Consider the following 24088-nt stretch of genomic DNA (forward strand, 5'->3'; position numbering starts at 1 on the left):
ACGGACGCTCACGATGCGTATCCTTCATGTCCTCGATCACGGTTTGCCGCTGCAGAGCGGCTACACCTTCCGCACGCGCGCCATCCTGAAGGCGCAGCAGGCGCGCGGGTGGCAGGTCGCGGCAGTGACGGGGCCGCGCTATCAGCCCGGCGGCGTCGCGGTCGAGCATATCGACGGAATCGATTTCCACCGCACGCCGGCGCTCGCCAAGCTGCCGCCGGTGCTGACCGAACTGCACGAGATCCACGCCTTCTCGCGCCGCGTCGCGCAGGTGGCGGACGCTTTCCAGCCCGACATCATCCACGCCCATTCGCCCGTCATCGACGCGCTCGCCGCGATGCGCGTCGCCCGCGCCCGCCGCACGCCGCTCGTATACGAAATCCGCGCCTTCTGGGAGGATGCGGCGGTCGGCAACGGCACCGGCACCGAAGGATCGCTGCGCTACAAGGCGATTCGCGCGCTGGAGACCTGGGCGGTGCGCCGGGCCGACGCCGTTTCGGTGATCTGCGAGGGGCTGCGCCGCGATCTCGTTTCGCGAGGGATTCCGGCGGAGAAGATCATGGTCTCCCCCAACGGCGTCGACCTGTCGCTGTTCGGCGAGCCGCCCGCGCCCGATCTCGCGCTCGCCGAGTCGCTCGGGATCGCGAACGCCGAAGTGATCGGCTTCATCGGCAGCTTCTACGATTACGAAGGCCTCGACGATCTGATCGCGGCGATGCCGATGCTGGTCGCGCAGCGCCCGGCCGCGCACCTCGTTCTCGTCGGTGGCGGCCCGATGGAGGCGGCTTTGCGCGCGCAGGCCGAAGCCTCGCCGGTCGCGCGCCATATCCACTTCGTCGGCCGCGTGCCGCACGGCGAGGTCGAGCGCTATTACAGCCTGATCGACGTGCTCGCCTATCCGCGCAAGGACATGCGGCTCACCGATCTCGTCACGCCGCTCAAGCCGCTGGAGGCGATGGCGCAGCGCCGCCTCGTCGCCGCCTCCAATGTCGGCGGCCACCGCGAGCTGATTCGCGACGGCGAGACGGGAACGCTGTTCGCCGCCGGCGATCCCGCCGCGATCGCCGCCGCGCTCGCCGGCCTGCTGGCAGACCGCGGAAGCTGGGAGGCGCGCCGGGTGCGTGGCCGGGCTTTTGTGGAAAGCGAGCGAAACTGGGCGGTTAACGTCGGTCGTTACGAGCCGGTTTACCGAAAACTTACGGGTGGTGGCGTATCACCCGGATCATGGTTGCGTCCCCCCGTCAGCGCCTGATTCTGCCGCTAGCCCCGCTCGGTGCGGGCGTGTGCGGCGTGTTCGTGGCCCTCGCCTTTCTGCTCATGCCGATTTCCGTGCTCGAGTCGCTCGTGCTCGACAGCGGCATTCCCGCGATTCTCGACGTGGCGCAGCCGCCGTTGCACGCGACGGCGCGCTTCGTGCTGGCGCTGGGCGGTGGTGCCGCCGTCGCGGGCATCGCCTGGTTCGGCCTGTTCGTGACCTTCGGCGCGCGCCAGATCGTGCTGAGCCCGGAACGCACGTTCGCCGGTGAAGCCCAGACGCTGCGCCGCGCCGATTCGCACCCCGACGCCCCGCCGCGCAAGCCGCTGTCCGCGGTGCTCGAACTCGGCACGCCCTTCCTCGAAGTCCGCGCGCAGACCGCAGAACCGACTCGCCCCGAGCCCGAGGACGCGCATTTCGAGCCCGTCGTCGAAGCGCCCGCCCCCATACCCGTCGAAATGCCGGAAGAGCGTCCGCTGCCGACCGACCTCGACATTCCGCTCGTCGCTTATGATCCCGTCGCGATGTTCTCGCGCCATAACCGCCCCGCGCCTGCGCCGAAGCCTCCCCTCGCCCCACGCGAACGGCTCGAGGTCTTCGAACTGACGCCGATGGTGCGCGCGCCCGAAGAACCCGCACTCACGCCCCCGGCCTCGACCGCGTCGATCCGCAACCTGCTCGACCGTCTCGAAACCAGCGTCGCCAAGCGCGATGCCGAACTCGCCGCCAAGCGCCCGGCGGAGAGCAAGGAATCGATCCGCGACACGCTCGACACGCTGCGCACCCTCGCCACGCGCTAGGGGCGTACCGGCCGCAAACACCCCGTTCGTCCTGAGCGAAGTCGAAGGACGTGTTCCGGGCGCTGTCGTTTGCGGCATGTGCTTCGACTTCGCTCAGCACGAACGGTGATTGGGCGATTTGCCCGCCTCCGCCCGCCCCGCTAAGGCGTCGCGGATGACCGACCTGCAGCTCTACAACAGCCTCACGCGCAGCATCGAGCGGTTCGAACCGCTCGACCCGGCCAGGGGCGTGCGCGTCTATTCGTGCGGGCCGACGGTCTATAATTACGCGCATATCGGAAACTTACGCGCCTACGTCTTCACCGATACGCTGAGCCGGGTGCTGAAGTGGAAGGGTTTCCCGCTCACTCACGTCATCAACATTACCGACGTCGGGCACCTCACCTCGGATGCCGATGCCGGCGACGACAAGATGGAGGCGGCCGCCCGCGCGCGCGCGATGGATATCTGGGAGATTGCGGCGCATTACACGCGGGCCTTCAAACAGAATCTGAAGGATCTCAACATCGCCGAGCCGACGCGCTGGTCGGTCGCCACCGATCATATCGCGGAGATGATCGCGTTCGGCGAGAAGATTGCGCCCGAACATTGCTATCAACTCGACAGCGGGCTCTATTTCGACGTTTCGACCGTGCCGAATTACGGCGCGCTGGCGGGCGCGCAGGACGATGTGCGCGAGAGCCGGATCGAAACGGTCGAGGGCAAGCGCCACCCGCAGGATTTCGCGATCTGGCGTGCATCGCCCCCCGGCGAGCAGCGCCAGATGGAATGGGACAGCCCCTGGGGCAAGGGCGCGCCCGGCTGGCATCTCGAATGTTCGGTGATGAGCGAGAAATATCTCGGCTCGCCCTTCGACATCCACACCGGCGGCATCGACCACCGCGAGATCCACCACCCTAACGAAATCGCGCAGAACCAGGCCTATTGCGGGTGCGACGATACGGGCGCGCACTTCTGGATGCACAACAATTTCCTGGTCGAACGCGCTGGAAAGATGAGCAAATCCAGTGGCGAGTTCACGACGCTGCAGACGCTGATCGACCGCGGATTTCACCCGCTCGCGTACCGCCTGATGTGCCTGCAAGCGCACTACCGGAGCGAGCTGGAGTTCAGCTACGAGAACTTGGCGGCAGCGTTCACCCGGCTGAAGCGCCTAGTGATGGCCATGCAAAAGCTCCGGTCGAAGGCGACCGCGGAGGAACCTTCGGATGATTCTCGGAAGAAATTGCCAACGACCGACAGCACTCTCTTCGACCAAGAAATTTCGGACGATCTCAACACACCAGTCGCGTTGATTGCTGTAGAGAACATGGCAGGTTTGAAGGGCGTCTCAAGCCACGCTCAGCTTCATCAGATCAGTCTTTGGGACGAAGTCCTCGGCCTGAACCTGCTCACCCTGACCCGCGCCGATCTCCGCCTCCGCCCCGCCACCGCCACCCTCACCGCCGAGGACATCGAAGCCCGCCTCGCCTCTCGCAAGGAAGCGCGCGTTGCCAAGGACTTCGCGCGGTCCGATGCGATCCGCGATGAACTCACCGCCGCCGGGGTCGAGGTGATGGACGGCGATCCGCTCGGCTGGGACTGGAAGCCGGTGTTGTGATGCGCGCCGTTGCCCCGAAAGCACCTGATCCCCGGCAAAGGCCGGGGTCCGGTTGCGGGCCGATCATGATCTCGTGCAGCGTTTCACCGCAAACACCTGCGATACTGGACCCCGGCCTTTGCCGGGGAACAAAAGTGTGAAAATTCTCGCCCCCGCTGCCGCCCGCGCGCTCATCGCGGACCGCATCCGCAAAGGCGTCGATGTCACCTGGTTCGAGAATCGCGATCAGGCGCTCGCCGCGATCGTCGATGCCGACGCCGCGTGGCTCGACACGCAGGCGGACGGGAAGATCCCCGATGCCGAGCGGCACGCGCCGAAACTGCGCTGGCTGATGACGATGGCGGCGGGTGTCGAGCATGTCGACCACGCCTATCTGCGCGAACGCGGGATCACGCTCACCAACGGCAGCGGGCTCAATGCGGACAACGTCGCCGACTATGCCGTGATGGGCGTGCTCGTCGCCGCGAAGCGCTACGACAAGGTTGTCCGCCTCGCCCACCGGCATGAATGGACCGACTCACCACCCGGCCGCGGGGAGTTGAGCGGCAGCAACGCACTCGTGATCGGCTACGGCACGATCGGACAAATGATCGGCGACCGACTCGCCGCGTTCGGCGTGCGCGTAACGGGCGTCACCCGCTCGGGCCGCGACGGCACGATTGCGGGCGATGCGTGGCGCGCGAAGCTCGGCGATTTCGACTGGGTGATCCTCGCCGCACCCTCGACCGATAACACCAGGGCGATGATCGGCGCGCAGGAACTCGCGGCGATGAAACCCACCGCCTGGCTCGTCAACATCGCGCGCGGCACGCTGATCGACAACGCCGCGCTCATCGCCGCACTGGAGGCCGGGCGGATCGGCGGCGCTTTCCTCGACACGGTCGATCCCGAGCCGCTGCCGCCCGGCGATCCGCTGTGGAGCGCGCCCAACGTCCTCCATTCGATGCACCTTTCCGGCCGCAGCCAGACCAGCATGTTCGCGCGCGCGGCCGATCTGTTTGCCGATAACCTGAGTGCTTTTCTCGACGGCCGCCCCATGCGCAATGTGGTCGATCTCGACGCGGGCTATTAAGGTCGCGCGCTCAACGGGAGTGCGCCGATGCAACGATTCCTGCCGATTGCGATCATTCTGCTGACGATCGCCGCCACACCGGCGAAGGCGGCCGACGCCTGCTCGATCGATTCGATGCCCGCCGCGCGGAAACACCGCATCCTGAGCGAATATACCCGCCTCAAGCAGACGCAGGGCCAGGCGCAGGCCGATGCCTTCGTGAAACAGCAGGGCGTCGCTTATTACCGTGAGCTGGCCGCCAAGGGCCTCTGCTCATCCTCTTCGAATACCACGACACGCCGCGCGGAGCCTGCGCCTAAACCGAAGGACAATCGCCCGCTCAACCGCTACGGCAAGCCGTGCCGGCGGACGGAGTTGGAGAACCAGAACGTGCCGAACGTCGGCGGATCGATGGGCTGGGCGCTGGTGCAGGTCTGTAAGGACTGACACGCTTTACCCCACCAGAGTAAATCACCGCTTGCGCCGTTTACCCAATCGGCGTAATCGCGCCCTCCCATGACGACACTGGCCGGCATCAAGATCAAACGCTTTCGCGAGGAACGCAGCCTCAGCCGTGCGGCGTTCGGCGCGTGGTATGGCGCGCCGGGCTCGACCGTCCAGGGCTGGGAGGAGGACGGCAAGCGCGCGAGCGGCCCCGCCGTCAACCAGATCGCGGCGAACGGCATCGCCAGACACGCCGACTGGTACGTGAATATTCGAACGGAGAACGACATGAGCATCTGGGCCCCCGATAGCTGGACGAAGGCGGAAGGGCGCCAGATGCCGACCTATCCTGATGCCGCCGCGTTCGAGGATGCCCGCTCCACGCTCGCCTCCTTCCCGCCGCTGGTGTTCGCGGGCGAGGCGCGAAACCTGACGGCCGATCTCGGCCGCGTGGCGGAGGGCAAGGCCTTCCTGCTGCAGGGCGGCGACTGCGCTGAATCGTTCAGCGAGCACAGCGCCAACAACATTCGCGACACCTTCCGCGTCATCCTGCAGATGGCAGTCGTGCTTACCTATGCGTCGAAGCTGCCGGTCGTGAAGCTCGGCCGGATGGCGGGCCAGTTCGCCAAGCCGCGATCCGCCGACATGGAGAGCATCGGCGGCGTCGAGCTGCCGAGCTATCGCGGCGACATCATCAACGACATCGCCTTCACGCCGGAAAGCCGCATCCCCGATCCGCAGCGGATGGTGCGCGCCTACAGCCAGTCGGCGGCGACGCTCAACCTGCTGCGCGCCTTCGCGAGCGGCGGCTATGCCGATCTCCACCAGGTCCACCGCTGGACGCACGAATTCATGGGCCGCAGCCCGTGGGCGAAGAAGTTCGCCGACGTGGCCGACCGGATCGGCGAGGCGCTCGATTTCATGGCGGCGTGCGGCATCAATGCCGAGACGGTGCCGCAGCTCGGCCAGACCGATTTCTACACCAGCCACGAGGCGCTGCTGCTCCCCTACGAACAGGCGCTGACGCGGCAGGATTCGCTGACCGGCGACTGGTACGACACGTCGGCGCACATGCTGTGGATCGGCGACCGCACGCGCTTCGAAGGATCGGCGCATGTCGAGTTCCTGCGCGGCATCGGCAACCCGATCGGCATGAAATGCGGGCCGAGCCTGGAGCCGGATGCGCTGCTGCGCCTGCTCGACACGCTCAACCCCGGTCGCGTGGCTGGCCGCATGACGCTCATCACGCGCTACGGCTACGACAAGATCGAGGCGCATCTGCCCAAGCTCGTCCGCGCGGTGATGCGCGAGGGGCATCCGGTGGTGTGGAGCTGCGATCCGATGCACGGCAACGTCGTCAAGGCCGCCAACGGCTACAAGACGCGCCCGTTCGAGCGGATTCTGGCGGAGGTGCGCGGCTTCTTCGCCGTCCACCGCGCGGAAGGCAGCATCGCGGGCGGCATCCATGCCGAGATGACCGGCCAGAACGTCACCGAATGCACCGGCGGCGCGATGGACGTGACCGAGCAGGATCTGGCGGACCGCTACCACACGCACTGCGACCCGCGCCTCAACGCCAGCCAGAGCCTCGAGCTGGCCTTCCTGCTGGCGGAGATGCTCAACGTCGAGATGAGCGAGCGGCGCAAGGCGGCAGCTTGACGCGAATCGCGCTCGGCCCTAAGGCCCCGCTTCGCGCTACGCACGGCCCCTTCGTCTAGCGGTTAGGACGTCGCCCTCTCACGGCGAAAACACGAGTTCGATTCTCGTAGGGGTCACCACGAGACGAAAAATGTCCGGGGGACATTTTTCGCATGTGGTGACGGGAGCGAAGCGACCTCACCGGCGCTTAACATCAAAAATCAGTGCAGTTTCAGGCGCGGGCGCACGCGCGCGTTGATCCATCCGACGACGATCAGCGCGGTCCCCTTCACCCAGCCGTGAATGGCGACAAGGTGCATGCGGTACAGCGAGAGATAGACGAAGCGCGCGATCCGCCCCTCCACCGCCAGTGCCCCGCCGACCAGCGCGCCCATCAGATTGCCGACCGTCGAATAGCGGCTGAGCGACACCAGCGAGCCGTGATCGTGATAGGCGAAGTCCACCAGCGGACGGTCGCGCATCGCCCGCACCAGATTGGCGAAAACGGTCGCCGCCATCTGATGCGCGGCCTGCGCGCGCGGCGGCACCGGGCGTTCGCGGCCGGGCAGCGTACAGGCCGCGCAATCGCCCATCGCGAAGATGCGGGGGTCGCGCGTCGTCTGCAACGTCGGCAGCACGACAAGCTGCCCGGCGCGATTGGTCTCCAGATCGCTCAGTGATCCGGCGATCGGCATCGCCTTCACCCCCGCCGCCCATAGCCGGATGTCGGCCGGGATACGCGCGCCGTCCGCCAGCAGCATGGCGTCGGCGGTCACTTCGGTCACGCCGGTGCCGGTGACGACGTGGACGCCCAGTTTCTCGAGCTCGCGGTGTGCCGCCAGCGCGATCGCCTCGGGCAGTGCGGGCAGGATGCGCGGCCCTGCCTCGATCAGCGTGACCTCCAGCCGCCGCCGGTCGAACACTTCGAGCCCGTAATAGCTGAGCGCATCGGCGGCATTGTAGAGTTCGGCGGCGAGTTCGACCCCCGTCGCGCCCCCGCCGACGATGGCGATGCGCACCCGCGCGTCCGTGTCGCCATCCTGCATCGCGCGCGACACGCGCAGGCAATGGTTGATGAGGTGATCGCGGAAGCGATCCGCCTGCGCGCGGCTGTCGAGGAAAAAGCAATTGTCGCGCGCGCCGGGGGTGCCGAAATCGTTCGTCACCGAACCGTAGGCGAGCACGAGATGATCGTAGCGGATGCGGTGCCGCGCGATGATCTCGCGCCCGGTATCGTCGACGAGCGGAGCGATCAGCACCTCGCGCGCGGCAGCGTCCACGCCCTCCAGCGTGCCGTTGAAGAAACGATAGCCCCAGCGGTGGCAATGCGCACGATATCCGACCTCGTCGATATTGGCATCGAGCGCGCCGGTCGCCACCTCATGCAACAACGGCTTCCACACATGCGTGCGGTTGCGCTCGACCAGGATGATGTCGTGGCGCTTGCGGCCGAAGCGGCGGCCCAGTCTGGTCGCGAGTTCGAGGCCGGCGGCGCCCCCGCCGACGATCACGATCTGCGTCTTGAGATCGGGTTTCACAGGTCCGCGCATGGTCCCCCTTTTCGCTTACCCCGCCGCTTCTATCGATAGCTCATGCTTCGACCATTGTCCCATCGACCAAGCGCGCGAGGTGCAACGCATTCACCGCCCTGGCCAGATCGGAGCCAGATCGCCGGCTCCTCCGGCTATGATGGTCGGCACCGGCCCGCGCGGGGCGGGCGGCGTGTCACATCGGTTTGCGGGCTTTCAGGGCCCGGCGTGCCTTGGCGACGTCGCCGGCGCTGACCGCCGGCGCGGCGTTGCCCCAGGTGTTGCGCACATAGGTCAGCACGGCGGCGGCATCGGCGTCGCTCAGCTTCCACGCGAAACCGGGCATGCCCGCTGCGGTGGGGTTGGCATCGGTGGCGGCGGCGCGCGATCCCGTCATCAGGACATGCGTGAGGCTCGCCGTGTCGGGCGCGCGGATGGCCGGATTGTCCGCCAGCCGCGTCGCCATTCCGGCGATGCCGGTGCCGCCGGGCGCGTGGCACCCGCTGCACGCGGTGACATAGACGCGGGCGCCGCGTACCATCGCCGGGTCGTTCGCGGCGACCGGCTGCGGCTTCGTCTCGGCCGGGCCCGGCAGTTTCTTGAGGTAGGCCGCCATCGCCCGAAGGTCGGCGTCCGGCATATATTGCGTGGAATGCTCCACCGCTTCGGCCATCGGTCCGGCCGCGATGCTATGGGCGTTGCTGCCGGTCTTCAGATAGGCGACGATGTCCGCATCGCTCCAGCTGCCCAGCCCGTGCTGCATGCCGTTGTGCAGCGCCGGAGCGTGCCAGTCCTGCAACGTGCCGCCGCCGAGATACCCGCTATCGCCGCCGAGCGCGTTCTTGGCAGTATGGCAGGCACCGCAATGGCCGAGGACATCGACCAGATACTGGCCGCGGTTCACCTCTCCCGCGCGCGCCGGCGCGTCGTTGCGGAAGAACAGCAGGTTCCAGCCGAGCATCAGCTCGCGAACGTTGAACGGAAAACCGAGGCGCGTGCCGCCGGTGTCGCCGGAGGCGGCGGGCAGCGACCGGAAATACGACCACATATCATGCATGTCCGCATCGCTGATGCGCACGTAGGACGGATAGGGCATCGCCGGATACAGCATGTGCCGCGGCGAACGGCCGTGGCGCACCGCGCGGAAGAAATCGCGCTCGGTCCAGTCGCCGATCCCGGTCGCCCGGTCGGGCGTGATGTTCGAGGAGAGGATGTCGCCGAACGGGGTCTGCAGCGTGTAGCCGCCGGCATAGGCGCGCCCGCCGCCGGGACGGGTATGGCAGGCGGCGCAATCGGCGGCGACCGCGACCGCTCGTCCGCGCTCGATCGCCTTCGGGTCGAGCTGCGCCTTGTCGGCCGCCTTCGCCGTGTCGTCGGCGACCATGTCCGCGCTGGTATCGCCGTTGCGCATCAGCAGCACGACGAGCACGCCCGCGCAGACGATCAGGACCGCGCCGATCGCGATCCGGTAACGGCGCAGCCAGCTCATGCCGCCACCAGCGGCTTGCGCTCATCGACATAGCGTTCGATGATCGCCTTGGCCGAATGCAGCGCCAGCGCGCCGACGGTCGCGGTCGGATTGTAGCCGCCGTTGTTGGGGAAGCTCGACGCGCCCATCACGAACACATTGTGGACGTCCCAGCTCTGGTTGAAGCGGTTGAGCGCGCTGGTCGCGGGGTCGGCACCGATGATCGCGCCGCCCGTCGTGTGCGTCGATCGCTGATCGTACGGGGTGTTGGCCCCGGCCGCCGAATTGAACGTCTCGATATGCTTCGCGCCGACCTTGCGGCCGATCTCCGCCGCCTTGTCCATCGTGAATTTGGCCATGCGGCGGTCGTTCTCGTTATAGTCGAAGGTGACGCGCAGCAGCGCCTGGCCGTGGCGATCCTTGTAGGCGGGGTCGAGATCGACGAAGACGTCGCGGTGCGCGAAGCTCGTACCCTGGTTGAAGATCGTCGCGGCGTTCTGGTAATTGTCGCGGTACGCCCGCTTCCAGGCCGATCCCCAGCGCGGCGTGCCCTGCGGCACCGCGTCGGCCATGCCGATCGGTCGGCCGCCGGTCGAAAAGCCCATGATGCCCGCGCCGCCGATGAAGCCCAGCCCGCTGTGATCGAAATTGTCGGCGTTCCAGTCGTCGATCTGCACGCCCAGCGCGCCGCCGCCGATGAACGGATTGAACCGCTCGTTCTCGAAGAACAGGCTCGCGCCCGAGATCGTCTGATAGGCGTAGCCGCGCCCGATCGTGCCCATGCCGCTCTTGTAGTCGTAGGGCGTGCCGATGCCCGACAGCAGCATCAGGCGGACGTTGTCGATCTGGTACGCGGAGATGACGACGATGTCGGCGGGCTGCTCCCACAGATTGCCCTTGGCGTCGATCATCGTCACGCCGGTCGCGGTCTTGCCGTCGGCGGCGAGGTTGACGCGCAGCACCTCGGTCTCGCTGATGACCTCGAAATTGTCGCGGCGCGTCAGCGCGGGCAGGATGCAGGCCTGCGGGCTGGATTTCGACCAGTTGCCGCAGCCGAACATCTCGCAATAGCCGCAATAGGTACATGGCCCCATCCGCACGCCGAGCGGGTTGGTGTACGCGGTGGAGATGTTGCCGGCGGGGATCGTGAACGGGCTGTAGCCCATCTCCGCGGTGGTCTTGCGGAACATCGACATCCAGCGGCTGTCCTTCAGCGCCGGCGTCGGAAACTCGGCCGTGCGGTTCCCCTCGAACGGGTTGCCGCCGGGTCGCTTCTGCCCGCCGACCATGCCCGCCGTGCCCGACGTGCCGGCGATCTTCTCGAACCGGTCGTAGAACGGCTCGATCTCGTCGTAGGTGATGCCCCAGTCCTGCAACTGCAGCCCCGGCGTCGTCTCGCGCGTGCCGTAGCGCTGGCGCACCCGCGTGCCGACCTCGAAGTCCCACGGGTTGAAACGCCATGTCATGCCCGCCCAGTGCGTGCCCGCCCCGCCGACGTTCCAGCCGAACTGGAAGCAGTTCCATTCGCGCACCGGCAGCGCCTTCTGCGTCGGCGTGTTGCGGAACGTGACCGTCTCGACCGCCTGCGGCTGCATCATCCCGCGCCGCCGGTCCCAGCGCAGCTCGTCCATGTCGACGCTGGGCGGCACGTCGGTCGCGGTGTCGCGCCACTTGCCGCGTTCGACCGCGACGACGCGCAGGCCCGCGCGGGTGAGTTCCTCTGCCATCAGCGACCCGGACCAGCCGAGGCCGACGATGACGGCATCGACCTTCGCGCGCGTTTTCGGGGCGGCCATTATGCGCGGTCCATCAGGCTGATGGGCGCGAGCTTCAGATCCTCGCCGGGACGGTCGATCTCCAGCCGGTAGTCGTAGCGCGCGCCCGGAAAACCGACGAGCTTCCAGCCCGCCATGTCCTTGTTCCCGCCGTAGAGCGGATCGGCGAAATAGCCCTCGCGGACATTCTGCAGCAGCATCGCGAAGAAGAACTTGGCGTCCGCGCCGTGCTCCCCGCGCTCCATCGCGGCGAGGATCCGGTCCTGCGTCTGCGGCGGCAGATCGGCGAAATCCTTGCCGTGATCCGTGTGCGCGCGCGATGCCATCGCGGCGAGCCCGAGGCGGTAGCGGTCGCGCGGCGTGAAGGGCGACTGGTCGCCCTGTTCCGGCGTCCCCGGCTCATTCGGGCCGAGCCGGTAGCGCGTCGTCGCGTGGCCCCAATTGCCGGCGAGTTGGCGATCGAGGAAGGTCACGCACCCCGCTTCGACCGCGCCGATCGACAGGTCGTCGGCCGGGATCAGCCGGTCGAACGCCGCCCCCACCATGCGTGCTTCGGCGGAATTGAGGAAACCGCCCGTGCCCGCGTCGGGCAGCGCGTCGAACGCCACGTCGGTGGCACGCGGCGTTTCGCTGGTGAGGATGGCGGCAGTCGATGCTGCGGCAATCGCACCCGCGGGGGCGATTGCGAGAAAGGTCCGGCGTTTCATAACGACGACGCCATAGGACGGTTGCCGGACGAACACTTAGCATCGTTATGGACAGGCACTCTGTCCAACACGGGGCATAATCCCGGCGCGGCGCGGCGATATCAGGGTGGCATGGAGAATGATGATACTCTGACCCGCCGCCAAGCCCTTACCGGCCTGGCCATCGGTGCCGCCGGCGCCGCAACCCTGCCCGCCGCCGCCGTGCAGGCGCAAGCCGCAGCCTCGCCGCTGACGGTGGCCGCGCGCTCGCCCTGGCTCGTCAATGCCGTCGCCGTGAACGACGGCGGCACGATGTTCCTCGGCCTGCCGCGCTTCGGTGCCGCGGTGGAAACGCCGTCGCTGGCGCGCGTCGAGAAGGACGGCAGCCTCACCCCGTTTCCGGGCGGCGCGTGGAACGGCTGGAAACCCGGCAACGACGGCCGCGACGCCTTCGTCATGGTCAACGCCATCCACATCTTCGACGACAACACGCTCTGGATCGTCGATCAGGGCGCGCCTTCGGGATCGAAGCCCGCACCCGGCGCGCAAAAGCTCGTCCGGCTCGACTCCCGCAACGGCAGCCTGCTGACAGTGCTGCGCTTCGGCGACGATATCCTGCCCCCCGGCGCGCAGCTGAACGATCTGCGCATCCACGATCAGATGCTCTACGTCACCGATTCCGGCCTGGGCGGGATCATCGTTCACGATCTGACGACCAACCAGACGCTGCGCCGCCTCTCGGGCCACGCGATGACGACCGCGACCGCCGCACCGCTGAAGGGCAAGGGCGGCCGCATCCTCGCCGATGCCAGGGGCAAGCGGCCGAACGTGCAGAGTGACGGGATCGAGCTGAGCGTCGATGGCCTGTGGCTCTATTGGGCGACGCCGACCGGGCCGTTCCGCCGCATCTCCACCGCCGCATTGGCCGACACGCGGCTGTCGGACGAGCAACTCGGCCGTCTGGTTGAGACGATCGCGGAGATTCCGACGATCGGCGGCAACGCGATCGATACGCTCGGCAACCTCTATCTCTCCGATTGCGAAACCCGGCGGATCACGGTGGCTACGCCCGGCGGCGCGCGCGCGATGCTCGTCGCCGATGACCGGCTGTCCTCGCCCGATGCAATCTTCATCGACAAGAACCGGCGGCTGTACCTGCCCGCCTCGCAGATCGAGAGCCTCGCGCAACATGCCGGCGGCACCGATCAGACCAGGGCGCCGTTCCTCGTCCTGACGATGATGCTGCCCGAATCGCTCGCCGGTCATCCGCTCGGCGACGCCGTGACCGGCCGTCCGCCCGCGACCGGCCTGTCGAACTTCCACGGCATCGAGCATGTCGCGATGACAGTGCCCGATTTCGAGGCGGCGATCCGATTCTTCCAGGACGCCTTCGACGCGACCGTCCTCTATCGCCACATCAAGGCGAGCGATCCGCCCGTCACTTACGAACAGGTCGGCAAGATCAACGGGCTCGCCCCCGGCACCAGGATGCTGCGCGCCTGCCAGCTCCGCTTCGCCAATGGCCCCAATATCGAACTGTTCCAGCTCGAAGGGTACGGGCGACGGGAATCGGCCGGGATCAACGACATGGGCCTCGTCCATTTCAGCGTGGTCGTCGAGGATATCCGCGCCGCCGGCGCGCGCTTCATCAAGGCGGGCGGAACGATGCTCGAAGGGCCGTTCGATCTCGGCCTCAACGAGGTCGGTCCCGGCAACCAGAACTGGTTCGGCCAGACGCCCTGGGGCACCTGGATCGAATTCATGACCTTCCGCTCGCCGCTGCGCTACGATCCCGGTGCCGTGGCGGAGCGCTGGTTCCCGCAGCGGGGCTGAGCGGGCGGTGCAGACTTACGGATGGGCGGTCGCGGCCGCCGCGGCGGCGCTCGCGTATGCCGCGCCCGCCCGCGCGCAAACGAGCGAACAGGCGCCGCAACCGGCGTCCGACACGGTCGCCGATACCCAGCAGAGCCTCGACGCGCGGATCGGCGCGACGGGCGACTGGGGCGGCCTGCGCACGCGCCTGCTCGATCGCGGCGTCGATCTCAATTTCAGCGCGCTCAGCGAAGTGGCGGGCAACGTGACGGGCGGCCAGCGGCGCACCGTGACGCAGGTCTCCGGCTTCGCGCTCGGCCTGACGCTCGACACCGACAAGCTGTTCGGCCTCGAGGGCGGCACGTTCCAGTTCGTCGGCACCAAGCGGCAGGGGCCCGCGCTCATCAACAGCGCCGGGCTCGGCACATTGATGCCCGCGCAGGAAATCTACGCGCGCGGCCAGACCTATCGCCTCACCGATCTCTGGTATCAGCAGCAACTGGGCGGCGGCACCGATCTGAAGGTCGGCCGCATGACGATGGGCGAGGATTTCGCGACCCTGCCGTGCGACTTCATGAACCTCACCTTCTGCGGCAATCCGGTCGGCAATCTCGTCGGCAATTACTGGTACAACGGCCCGATCAGCCAGTGGGCCGGGCGGTTGCGGGTGCGGCCGGGGCGCTTCTCGTTTCAGGTCGGCGTCTACGAATCAATCCCAACAACCTGCAGACCAACGTCGCCATCAATCACAGCGGGGCCCAGGGCGTAACCGTCCCGGTCGAGGCCGGCTGGATGCCCCGCCTCGGGCCGCGCGGCCTGCCCGGCTCCTACCGGATCGGCTTCTGGTACAATACCGAGACCGCACCCGATCTGCTGACCGGCGCGGATGGCCGCCCCTTCGCGCTGACCGGCGCCTCTCCGGCAGAGCGGCGAGGCCGGTACGGCGGCTATATCCTTCTGCAGCAACAACTTACGGGCAGCTATGTCGATGATCCCGTGAGCGGCCCGCGTACGACTCACGGCCTCAGCATGTTCCTCAACTTTACGCAGACCGACCGGCGCACGACGCGCACCGACAATCAGCTCGCGCTGTGGCTGGTGTTCGCCGGGCCGCTAAAGGCACGTCTGGGCGACGACATGGGCTTCGGCATCGGTCGCACGCACGTCAACGGCCGCGCCGCGCTGGCGGAGGCGCTGGCGACGCCCGGCAGCGAACAGCCCGATTCGGAATATTCGAGCGAAATCTACTACAGCTTCCACGCCGCGCGCTGGCTCGTGTTCCGCCCCAACGTCCAATATGTCATCGCGCCCGGTGGCTATGCGAAGGCGCCGGATATCGTCGTGCTCGGCCTGAAGAGCGCGATCACCTTCTAGGCGTTGGTGGTCGGGAAGAGATCGAGGTCGCGATTGGCGGCGACCGCTTCCTTCAGCTCGGCCTCCATGAACTGGATGAACAATTGCACGCGCCGGGGCTGATGCTGGCGCACCGGCTGCATCACCCGCAGCGAGCGCGACCGGCCCCACCATTCGGGCAGCACGCGCACCAACCGTCCGCTGCGGATATCGTCGATCGCGTCCCAGCAGGATTTCACGACGATGCCCGCGCCGTTCAGCGCGGCGATATGCGGCAGCTCACCATCGGTGCTGCCAAGGACGGAGCGCACCGGCGCATGGATCTGCTCGCCGCGGCGCTGCAATGCCCAGCTTGTCGGCGCGGGGTCGCCCGTCGTCAGGCAGCGGTGATCGATCAGCTCGCCCGGATGCGCAGGTTCGCCGCACTCCGCCAGATAGGCGGGCGACGCGCACAGGATCTCGCCATCGGGCGCGATCGTGCGCGTCACGAAACTGCCGTTGTCGAGCGGTGCCTGCCGGAACGCGGCATCGACACGCTGCTCGACCAGATCGACGAGGCGGTTGTTCGACAACACCTGCACCGAAATGCCCGGATGCGCCTTGATGAAGCGGTGCAGGCGCGGCGCGATCTGGCGCTGAGTGAAGGCGACGGCGGCGGTGACGCGCACGACGCCGTTCTGGGTCCGGTCCGCGCCGACATCCTCGGCGGCGTCGACCGCCTCCAGCACCGCACGGCAGCGATCGAGAAACTCGAGCCCCTCCTCCGTCAGATAGAGCTGCCGCGTGGTGCGATGGATCAGGCGGATGCCGAGCGTCTTTTCCAGCCGGTTGAGCCGCTTGGAGATCAGCGTCAGCGCGACGTCGAGCTGCCGCGCGGCGGCCGACAGATTGCCCGCGCGCGCGATCGCGTCGAACACGCGAAGATCCTCGATCCGCTCGATCCGCATCGTCGCCTCCGCCGCAGTGCCCGCCCCGGCAACGTACTATCGCCACGTTGGAAAGAATATAACCCGGCAAAATGCGCTAACGAGACATAATGATGCAGCAGGACACGAACGGGCAACCTGGCCGCCGCGCGATCGCGCTGCTCGTGGCGGCGACGTTCTTCATGGAAAATCTCGACGGCACGATCATCACCACCGCCGTCCCCGCCATGTCCCGCGCCTTCGGCGTCGCCACCGATCAGTTGAGCATCGGCATGAGCGCCTATCTCCTCACCCTCGGTGTGTTCATCCCGGCCAGCGGCTGGCTGGCGGAGCGGGCCGGCGCGCGCCGCGTGTTCGTCGGCGCGATCGCGTTGTTCACCGTCGCATCGATGCTGTGCGGTATCGTCAGCCGGCTCGACCTGTTCGTGGCGGCGCGCGTGCTGCAGGGGATCGGCGGCGCGATGATGGTGCCGGTCGGCCGGCTGATCGTGCTGCGCACGACGCCAAAGGAGGGGTTGATCGCCGCCATCGCGACACTCACCTGGCCCGCGCTGGTCGCCCCCATTCTCGGGCCACCGGTCGGCGGCTTCATCGTCGCACACGCATCGTGGCGCTGGATCTTCTATCTCAACCTGCCGCTCGGCCTGCTGGCACTCGCGGCCGCCTCCCGCCTGATCCCGCATACCGCGCCCAGGCCGGGCAAGGCGTTCGACTGGCTCGGGTTTCTGCTCGCGGGTGGGGGAATCGCTTGCGCCGTCATCGCGCTCGACACGCTCAACCAGCGCGATGTCGCCTGGCCGTTGAAAGCCGCCTGGGCCGTTGCCGGCGCGGCGCTGCTGGCGCTGGCGGCGCGACATCTCTCGCGCGCCGATCGGCCGTTGCTCAACCTTCGGTGCCTCGGCGTGCCCACCTTTGCGGTATCGATCTGGGGCGGGTCGCTGTTCCGCGTCGCGATCGGCGCGGTGCCCTTCGTCCTGCCGCTGATGCTGCAATCCGCATTCGGGTACGATCCGTTTCACGCCGGGCTGATGATGATGGCGGTGTTCGCCGGCAATCTCTCGATCAAGCCCGCCACCACCGCGATCCTGCGCACCTGGGGCTTCCGCCGCGTCCTGATCGCGAACGGCATCGCGAACGCGCTCGCGCTCGGCGCGTGCGGCCTGCTGACGGCGCAGACCCCGGTGCCGCTCGTGCTCCTCATCCTGTTCGCGGGCGGCGTGTGTCGCTCGATCCAGTTCACCGCGATCAACACCATCGCCTTCGCCGACGTCCCCGAGGACCAGATGACGGACGCCAACACCCTGTTCAGCACCGTCATGCAGGTGACGCTCGGGCTCGGCATCGCCATCGGCGCCTCGACGCTGCGGATCGGCCAGGTGTTCGCCGGGGACACGGCGGCCGCCTTCCAATGGGCGTTCGTCCTGCTCGGTATAATCGCGCTGGCGGGAATCCTGGACAGCCTCGGCCTCGACAAGCAGGCCGGCGGACACCTGATAAAAGATCCGTCGCCGCGCGCGCCGAAATGATAACGAACATCCATGACCGACACCCCAGTCCGCCTGATCGAGATGATCTTCCCCGGTGACGTCAATCACCACGGCACTTTGTTCGGCGGCGTGGCGCTGGCGCATATGGATAAGATCGCCTTCCTCGCCGCCACGCTCCACGGCCGCGCGCCCTTCGTCACCGCATCGACGCAGAAGATCGATTTCTCCGCCCCCGGCCGCGTCGGCGACATCGTCGAGGCGTCGGGCCGCATCGTGCGCGTGGGCACCAGCTCGCTCGACGTCGAGGTCGAGCTGATCGCCGAGGAGCCCGTCAGCGGCGACCGCCGGCTGCTTACGCGCGGCATCTTCGCGATGGTGGCGGTGAAGGGCCCCGACACCCGCCTGCCCCTGCCCCCGGTCGCCCCTGCGCGGGCGCCCGCCGAAGACGGCGCGCTGCGCATGGTCGATATCGTCTTTCCGCAACACACCGATCACTTCGGCACGCTCTACGGCGGTGATGCGCTCAAGCTGATGGGGAAGGCCGCCTTCATCGCCGCCACCCGCCACGCCCGCGCGGTGATGGTGATGGCGGCGTCCGACCGGGTCGATTTCACCTCGCCGATCCGCGAGGGCGAGATGGTCGAGCTCGCCGCGCGCGTCGTCCATACCGGGCGCAGCTCGGTGCAGGTCTCGGTCGATCTCGTCGCCGAACACCTCCTCGACGGCGACCGCCGCAGAGCCGCCTCCTCTATGTTCACGATGGTCGCGGTCGACGGCGACGGCCGCCCGACGCCGGTCGTGCGCTGACACACAACGGCAAAGAACGGACATTCCGCCGTTACAAAGCGCGCCTAGTCAAAGGATGTCAGCGCGGTTCACCCCCGACACGCGCTGGCAGGCCCGGCGTCTCCCCTGTGCGCCCGGCCTTCCCCGAACTGCGGGACGGTTCCTACGGCCGTCCCGCAGTTCCCCAGGAATCTCAAGAATCAAAATGCCGGAAAGCCGCTCGCCTCAGAGGGCGTTCAGCTCCGCGATCGCGCGCTCGGCGACGATCGGCGACGGCGCGACGGCAGGCCAGCCCGCGAACGCATCCGCCTCGACGAAACGGCTCTTCCACGTATCGACCAGATCGAGCACGCGCGCGATCATGATGTCGGCGCGGCGCTCCACCACGATCGACGGGAAAGGCAGCGACATCGCCGGGCTTGGCAGCAGCGCCTGCGCCTGCGCCGACTGGCCGGGCGTGAAGGACAGCGGCGACAGCAGCACCGCGCCGGCGACATTCGCGAAATAGCTGCGCGGCGAAAGCTGTGCCCAGCGCACGACGGCGAGACACGCGAGGCCATGCGCGACGATCACCTGCGGCTCGGAAGCGTGTTGCGCCGCCTCGTCGAGCTGCATCGCCCAGAAGCCGCGATGATGGCGCTGGCCCATGTCTAGCTTGAGGTTGGTCACGTTCTGCTGCGGGCGGACGGCGGGTTCGGTTTCCGTATCGGCGACCGACACGAACAGGAACGGACCGTCGTTCCAGCGATTCTCCACGAACTCAGACATCGCGACCTCCGAAGAATGGAATGCGTCGTCCCGGATGGTGCGCGATGCCGCGACTCCACCTCTTTGCAACGAGGCTATTCCTAGGAATGTCGTAGACAATAGCCTTGCGCCGAAGCGCGCGCCGCTTGCGCCGGAAATCATGGCAGCTTCACCGCGCGTTCACTCAGCGCGGCACCGATCCGGGCGAAGAAAGCGTGGCTTGCCGAGGACTTGGCCGTGCCGTCGAGCGCCCATTCGGGGTGCCATTGCACCGCCAGCACATCGGCCCCGCACGGCCGCGCGGAGAACGCCTCGACCAGACCGTCGGGCGCCGTCGCCTCGACGTTAAGGTCCGCGCCGAGTCGGCCGATGCCCTGGTGATGGACCGAATTGACCGTCTCGCGCCCGCTGCCGAGCAGACCGCCCAGCAGCTCGATCTCGTGCCGATGCTCGAACTGGCGGTCGTACGCGCTGTCCTCGGCGCCGTTGTGATGCGCATCGTGCAGGTCGGTGGTCAGCGTGCCCCCGAACAGCACGTTGAGCTCTTGGAGCCCCCGACAGATGCCGAATACCGGCCGGCCACCCTCGATCATGTGCGCGGCGAGCCGCAACGCCACTTCGTCGCGTTGCTCGTCGGCCGGGCCGTCCGCATCCACGGCCCCGTAGCGCGATGCGGCGACGTTCGAGCGCGATCCCGTCAGCAGCAATCCGTCGAGCCGGTCGACCAGCGCGAGCGCATCGCAGGCATCGGTCACCGCCGGCACCAGCACCACCGCCGCCCCGGCATGATCCGACAGCGGCCGCACGAAGCGCGTCGCCACCGCCTGTATCGGGCGCTGCGCGAACTCATTGCAGCACAACACGCCGATCACCGGGCGGCGCGCGCAGCTCCGGTCGATCGGGAAGGCGTTCGTAAAACGGCTCACGCGGCGCGCCCCAGCAACGTCGCGCGCAGATCCTCGCCTGGTACACCGTCGACCACGCTCGCCTCGGGCTGCGCGACGATGCTGCCGGGCGGCACGTCGTCGAGCAGCCAGACGTTGCCGCCGATCGTCGATCCCGCGCCGATCGTCACGCGGCCCAGAATCGTCGCCCCGGCATAGACGATCACGTCGTCCTCGATGATCGGGTGGCGCGCATAGCGTTCGCGCGGGCCGACCGTGGTGAGGCCGAGCGGACTGCGCGCGCCGAGCGTGACATGCTGGTAGAGCTTCACCCGCGCGCCGATGATCGAGGTCTCGCCGATGACGACGCCGGTGCCGTGATCGATGAAGAAGCCGGGCCCGATGCTCGCGCCGGGATGGATGTCGATGCCGGTGCGGCTGTTGGCGAGTTCCGAGATGATGCGCGCGACGATCGGCACGCCGAGCTGGTGCAGCTCGTGCGCGATACGGTGATAGCGCACCGCGATCGCGCCGGGATAGCAGACGAGGATCTCGTCGAGGCTGCGCGCTGCGGGATCGCCGAGGAACGCCGCTTCGATATCCGCATCGATGCTGGTGCGGATGCCGCCGAGCGTCGCGGTGAACAGGCGGATGACGGTGTCGGCCTGATCGGGATCGAAACGGCTCCGCGATTCGACCTGCCAATAGGCGAACTCGCGCTCGATCTCGCCGCGCAGCAGGTCGAGCGCCTGCACGAGCCGGTCGCCGACGAACTGATCCTCCGTATCGTCGAGCCCGGCGAAGTCGCCCAGCCGGCGCGGATAGAGCGCGGCCGAAAGATGCGCGATGGCCACCTCGATCTGCGGCACGCTCGGGAAATGCGTGACGTCGCGCGCACCGGCGCTGGCGCGCTGCGCCGTGCGGGCCTCGCGCAGGGCGGAAATGGCGGCGGCTACGAACATCGCCGCAATCTCTATCGACTTGATGGGATTAGCAACGCACGGAGATGTTGGCGTGCGCCAAGTTTTGCTTTTCGGCCGCGCGGACCCACTCAGTCGTCACCCCGGTTTCGTGCCGGGGTGACGAACAAAACCGGGCTGTCCTACACGCCGCCGATCTGCGACAGTCGCCGTCGCTCTTTCCAGTCGCCGGTTCGCTCGCCCTTAATCCCAACAAAGGCCCGCGCGAAAAGGTGCCGATCAGTGTGACCTTAGTGTGACTTTCCGACCCTACAGGCCCTCGCCGCCGACCCATTGGCTGTTGGTGAGCCGCCGCGCGATCGACCAGGATTGCACGCGGATATCGGGCACCGCGACGATCTCCCAGAAGGCGCCGCGCGTCATCGGGCCGAGCGCGTAGAGCCAGTCGTTGGCAGTCCCATCGGCGGCGATGGTGCGGCTCTGCAGGTCGACGTCGATGCCGATCCGCAAGGGATCGGGCCGGATCGCGCCCTCCGCCACCAGCGAGCGCAGCAAAGGCTCGTCCGCGCGCAGCAGATCGCCCTGCGGCCCTGTGCAATTGATGATGCGCGTCGCGACCAGCACCTCGGGCGTGTCGCTGCCGCGCGACCGCCACGTTACCGCCGCACCCTCCGGCACAGCCTCGACGGAAATCGTCTTGCCCGCGCGCGGCTGCAGCGCGCCGCTGCCCCGCATCTCGGCGATGATCGCCGCGACATCGGGCGCGAGGCGGTGGCGGTGGATATCCCACCACGGCCGCGCATGTTGCAGGAAGCGCGCGCGGCCCCGGTCGCCCGCGCCGCGCCACATGTCCTGCGTGAAGGGGCGCAGTTCGTCGATCGCCGCGCGCCAGCCGATCGCGGCGGCACGCTTGCGGATGCGGCGGACGAGCGCGGCACCGGTCTCGCGCGGCTTCTCGTTGAGCTTGTCGGGCGCGGGCGGCGCATCGGCGTGCGCATGCGGCAGCAGCCCGCGCCGCGACATCGCGACGATCCGCCCGCCGAAGCCGCGCGCCCGCAGCGCCAGCGCCACGTCGACCATCGTCAGCCCGGTGCCGAGCGCCAGCACCGTCGCATCGTCGCCCAGCCCTTCGAGCGCATCCGCCGCCCACGGATCGCCGGCATAGGCCGATCGCTGCAGCACGCTTTCATCGATGCCGGGCGGCGCGTGCGGCGGCAGGTTGCCGACCGACAGCACGGCGGTCCCCGCCTCGAGGCTGCTACCGTCCGCCAGATCGACACGCGCGCCGCCCGCCGTCCGCGCGATCCGCACCGCCTCGCCCTGCGCCAGCGTCAGCCGCCCCGCCGATCCCGCGACGGCCGCCGCCAGCAGATCGCGCAGATAGCGCCCGTAGGTCAGGCGCGGCACGAACGGGTTGGGACCGAGATCAAGGTCCTGCCCCGCCACCCATTCACGGAAATGACCGGGCTCGTCATGGAAGGCGCTCATGTTGGCGGCGCGCACGTTGAGCAGATGCGAAGGGTGCGCCGCGCCATAGGCGAGGCCGGTGCCCGCGAACGGCTCGCGTTCGATCAGCGTGATCGGTGGCCCGTCCGACCGCAGCATGTTGATGGCGAGCAGTGTCCCCGAAAACCCCGCCCCGACGATCACGATCCTGTCCGACATGCCGCCCTTTGTAGTTTCCCGACGAATCGCACCGCAATCAGTGGATCGCTCTACCAACCGCCGCCCGCCCCGAACAGTCACCGGGTCGATACCATTCATGAAGCCGCTTCATCACTCCATGCCATTTCCACGCCCTTATCGTTGCGGGCACGCAACGCCATCTGCGCAATCGCAACACCAGCCGGAGACCCCTCCCCATGATCACCAACGCATACGGCACGCACGCGGGCGACAAGCCGCTCGAACCCCTCGCCATCGAACGTCGCGAACCCGGCCCGAAGGACGTGTCGATCGACATCCAGTTCTGCGGCGTCTGCCATTCGGACCTCCACACCGCCCGCGCCGAATGGGGCGAAGCGAAATATCCCTGCGTGCCCGGCCACGAGATCGTCGGCACGGTGACGGCGGTCGGCAGTGAGGTCGATCGCTTCGCGGTCGGCGACACGGTCGGCGTGGGCTGCCTCGTCAACAGCTGCGGCCACTGCGCATCGTGCAAGGAAGGGCTGGAGAATTACTGCGAGAACGGCTTCACCCTCACCTATGACAGCGTGACGAAGGATGCGCCGGGCCACACGCTCGGCGGCTATTCGCAGCATATCGTCGTGCAGGAGCATTTCGTCCTCAAGATCAATCACGCCACCGATCAGCTCGCGGCCGTCGCGCCGCTGCTGTGCGCGGGCATCACCACTTATTCCCCGCTCAAGCACTGGGCCGCGGGGCCGGGCAAGAAGGTCGGCGTCGTCGGCATCGGCGGGCTCGGGCATATGGCGATCAAGCTCAGCCACGCGCTCGGCGCGCATACGGCAGCCTTCACCTCGACGCCCGCGAAGAAGCAGGATGCGCTCGATCTCGGCGCCGATGAGGTGATCGTCTCGCGCGACGAGGACGAGATGGCGAAGCACATCGGTACGTTCGACCTGATCCTCGATACCGTCGCGGCGAGCCACAATCTGGACGCTTACACGGCGTTGCTGAAGCGCGACGGCGCGCTCGTCCTGCTCGGCGTGCCGGAGCATCCCCACCCCTCGCCCAACGTCGGCGCGCTCATTTTCCAGCGCAAGACGATCGGCGGGTCGCTGATCGGCGGCCTTCCCGAAACGCAGGAGATGCTCGATTTCTGTGCCGAGAAGGGCATCGTCTCCGACATCGAGATGATCGCGATGCCGCAGATCGACGAAGCCTACGATCGTATGCTGAAGAGCGACGTGCGCTACCGCTTCGTCATCGACAACGCGACGATCCCCGCCGCCTGATCGGCCGTG

The 24088-nt window shown here is 67.8% G+C and carries 19 protein-coding genes, 1 tRNA gene and 1 pseudogene; 12 read left to right on the forward strand and 9 right to left on the reverse strand.

Features of this window, described 5'->3' with window-relative positions; genetic code table 11:
* Nucleotides 1-13 precede the first annotated feature (13 nt).
* From Q5H94_RS09120 to Q5H94_RS09150, 7 genes are all read left to right on the forward strand, one after another.
* Nucleotides 14-1252, forward strand: coding sequence for a TIGR04063 family PEP-CTERM/XrtA system glycosyltransferase (locus Q5H94_RS09120; protein WP_304560950.1), 1239 nt, complete (start codon nucleotides 14-16; stop codon nucleotides 1250-1252).
* The gene (locus Q5H94_RS09125; RefSeq protein WP_304560951.1) at nucleotides 1225-2055 is read left to right on the forward strand and encodes a hypothetical protein; all 831 of its coding nucleotides are present in this window, start codon (nucleotides 1225-1227) and stop codon (nucleotides 2053-2055) included. Before Q5H94_RS09120 ends, Q5H94_RS09125 begins: the two co-directional genes overlap by 28 nt.
* Nucleotides 2056-2209: 154 nt before the next feature.
* Complete coding sequence (gene cysS, locus Q5H94_RS09130) at nucleotides 2210-3655, forward strand: cysteine--tRNA ligase (protein WP_304560952.1); 1446 nt, start codon at nucleotides 2210-2212, stop codon at nucleotides 3653-3655.
* A gap of 136 nt (nucleotides 3656-3791) precedes the next feature.
* On the forward strand, nucleotides 3792-4727 hold the full coding sequence (locus Q5H94_RS09135; protein ID WP_304560953.1) for a D-2-hydroxyacid dehydrogenase: 936 nt from the start codon (nucleotides 3792-3794) through the stop codon (nucleotides 4725-4727).
* Between the two features lie 27 nt (nucleotides 4728-4754).
* A complete protein-coding gene (locus tag Q5H94_RS09140) occupies nucleotides 4755-5153 on the forward strand; it encodes a hypothetical protein (RefSeq protein ID WP_304560954.1) in 399 nt (132 codons plus the stop codon).
* A gap of 285 nt (nucleotides 5154-5438) precedes the next feature.
* Nucleotides 5439-6809, forward strand: coding sequence for a class II 3-deoxy-7-phosphoheptulonate synthase (locus tag Q5H94_RS09145; protein ID WP_304561068.1), 1371 nt, complete (start codon nucleotides 5439-5441; stop codon nucleotides 6807-6809).
* A 44-nt stretch (nucleotides 6810-6853) separates the two neighbouring features.
* A tRNA-Glu gene (locus tag Q5H94_RS09150) sits at nucleotides 6854-6928 on the forward strand.
* Nucleotides 6929-7009: 81 nt separating this feature from the next.
* On the opposite strand, the gene Q5H94_RS09155 is transcribed toward Q5H94_RS09150, so the two are convergent.
* The 4 genes from Q5H94_RS09155 to Q5H94_RS09170 form a co-directional block, all read right to left on the reverse strand.
* The gene (locus tag Q5H94_RS09155) at nucleotides 7010-8338 is read right to left on the reverse strand and encodes an NAD(P)/FAD-dependent oxidoreductase (RefSeq protein ID WP_304560955.1); all 1329 of its coding nucleotides are present in this window, start codon (nucleotides 8336-8338) and stop codon (nucleotides 7010-7012) included.
* 175 nt (nucleotides 8339-8513) lie between these two features.
* Nucleotides 8514-9806, reverse strand: a complete 1293-nt coding sequence (locus tag Q5H94_RS09160) for a c-type cytochrome (RefSeq protein WP_304560956.1) — start codon at nucleotides 9804-9806, stop codon at nucleotides 8514-8516.
* Nucleotides 9803-11581, reverse strand: a complete 1779-nt coding sequence (locus tag Q5H94_RS09165) for a GMC family oxidoreductase (protein ID WP_304560957.1) — start codon at nucleotides 11579-11581, stop codon at nucleotides 9803-9805. The genes Q5H94_RS09160 and Q5H94_RS09165 overlap by 4 nt, the downstream gene beginning before the upstream one ends.
* Entirely contained in the window at nucleotides 11581-12267 is a 687-nt protein-coding gene (locus Q5H94_RS09170) for a gluconate 2-dehydrogenase subunit 3 family protein (protein ID WP_304560958.1), read from the reverse strand. Before Q5H94_RS09170 ends, Q5H94_RS09165 begins: the two co-directional genes overlap by 1 nt.
* A gap of 111 nt (nucleotides 12268-12378) precedes the next feature.
* Here Q5H94_RS09170 and Q5H94_RS09175 point away from each other — a divergent pair, with 111 nt between their 5' ends.
* On the forward strand, nucleotides 12379-14079 hold the full coding sequence (locus Q5H94_RS09175; RefSeq protein ID WP_304560959.1) for an L-dopachrome tautomerase-related protein: 1701 nt from the start codon (nucleotides 12379-12381) through the stop codon (nucleotides 14077-14079).
* Nucleotides 14080-14347: 268 nt separating this feature from the next.
* Nucleotides 14348-15432: pseudogene (locus Q5H94_RS09180) on the forward strand (carbohydrate porin).
* Here Q5H94_RS09180 and Q5H94_RS09185 read toward each other — a convergent pair.
* The gene (locus Q5H94_RS09185) at nucleotides 15429-16358 is read right to left on the reverse strand and encodes a LysR family transcriptional regulator (protein ID WP_304560960.1); all 930 of its coding nucleotides are present in this window, start codon (nucleotides 16356-16358) and stop codon (nucleotides 15429-15431) included. The pseudogene Q5H94_RS09180 and the gene Q5H94_RS09185 overlap by 4 nt on opposite strands.
* A 92-nt stretch (nucleotides 16359-16450) precedes the next feature.
* Here Q5H94_RS09185 and Q5H94_RS09190 point away from each other — a divergent pair, with 92 nt between their 5' ends.
* Nucleotides 16451-17863, forward strand: coding sequence for an MFS transporter (locus Q5H94_RS09190; RefSeq protein WP_304560961.1), 1413 nt, complete (start codon nucleotides 16451-16453; stop codon nucleotides 17861-17863).
* Nucleotides 17864-17875: 12 nt separating this feature from the next.
* Nucleotides 17876-18631, forward strand: coding sequence for an acyl-CoA thioesterase (locus tag Q5H94_RS09195; protein ID WP_304560962.1), 756 nt, complete (start codon nucleotides 17876-17878; stop codon nucleotides 18629-18631).
* Between the two features lie 204 nt (nucleotides 18632-18835).
* Here the strand turns inward: Q5H94_RS09195 and Q5H94_RS09200 are convergent, their stop codons facing one another.
* The 4 genes from Q5H94_RS09200 to Q5H94_RS09215 form a co-directional block, all read right to left on the reverse strand.
* Nucleotides 18836-19378 (reverse strand): alpha/beta hydrolase, encoded by a 543-nt coding sequence (locus Q5H94_RS09200; protein WP_304560963.1) that lies wholly within the window; start codon nucleotides 19376-19378, stop codon nucleotides 18836-18838.
* A gap of 137 nt (nucleotides 19379-19515) precedes the next feature.
* Nucleotides 19516-20283, reverse strand: coding sequence for a gamma-glutamyl-gamma-aminobutyrate hydrolase family protein (locus Q5H94_RS09205; protein WP_304560964.1), 768 nt, complete (start codon nucleotides 20281-20283; stop codon nucleotides 19516-19518).
* Nucleotides 20280-21203, reverse strand: a complete 924-nt coding sequence (epsC, locus tag Q5H94_RS09210) for a serine O-acetyltransferase EpsC (protein ID WP_304560965.1) — start codon at nucleotides 21201-21203, stop codon at nucleotides 20280-20282. Before epsC ends, Q5H94_RS09205 begins: the two co-directional genes overlap by 4 nt.
* A 267-nt stretch (nucleotides 21204-21470) precedes the next feature.
* The gene (locus Q5H94_RS09215) at nucleotides 21471-22826 is read right to left on the reverse strand and encodes an FAD/NAD(P)-binding protein (protein WP_304560966.1); all 1356 of its coding nucleotides are present in this window, start codon (nucleotides 22824-22826) and stop codon (nucleotides 21471-21473) included.
* Nucleotides 22827-23023: 197 nt separating this feature from the next.
* Between Q5H94_RS09215 and Q5H94_RS09220 the strand changes: the two genes are divergently transcribed.
* Nucleotides 23024-24079, forward strand: coding sequence for an NAD(P)-dependent alcohol dehydrogenase (locus Q5H94_RS09220; protein ID WP_304560967.1), 1056 nt, complete (start codon nucleotides 23024-23026; stop codon nucleotides 24077-24079).
* Nucleotides 24080-24088: the final 9 nt, after the last annotated feature.

It is taken from the genome of Sphingomonas immobilis, from assembly GCF_030580995.1.
GTDB classification, from domain to species: Bacteria; Pseudomonadota; Alphaproteobacteria; order Sphingomonadales; family Sphingomonadaceae; genus Sphingomonas; species Sphingomonas immobilis.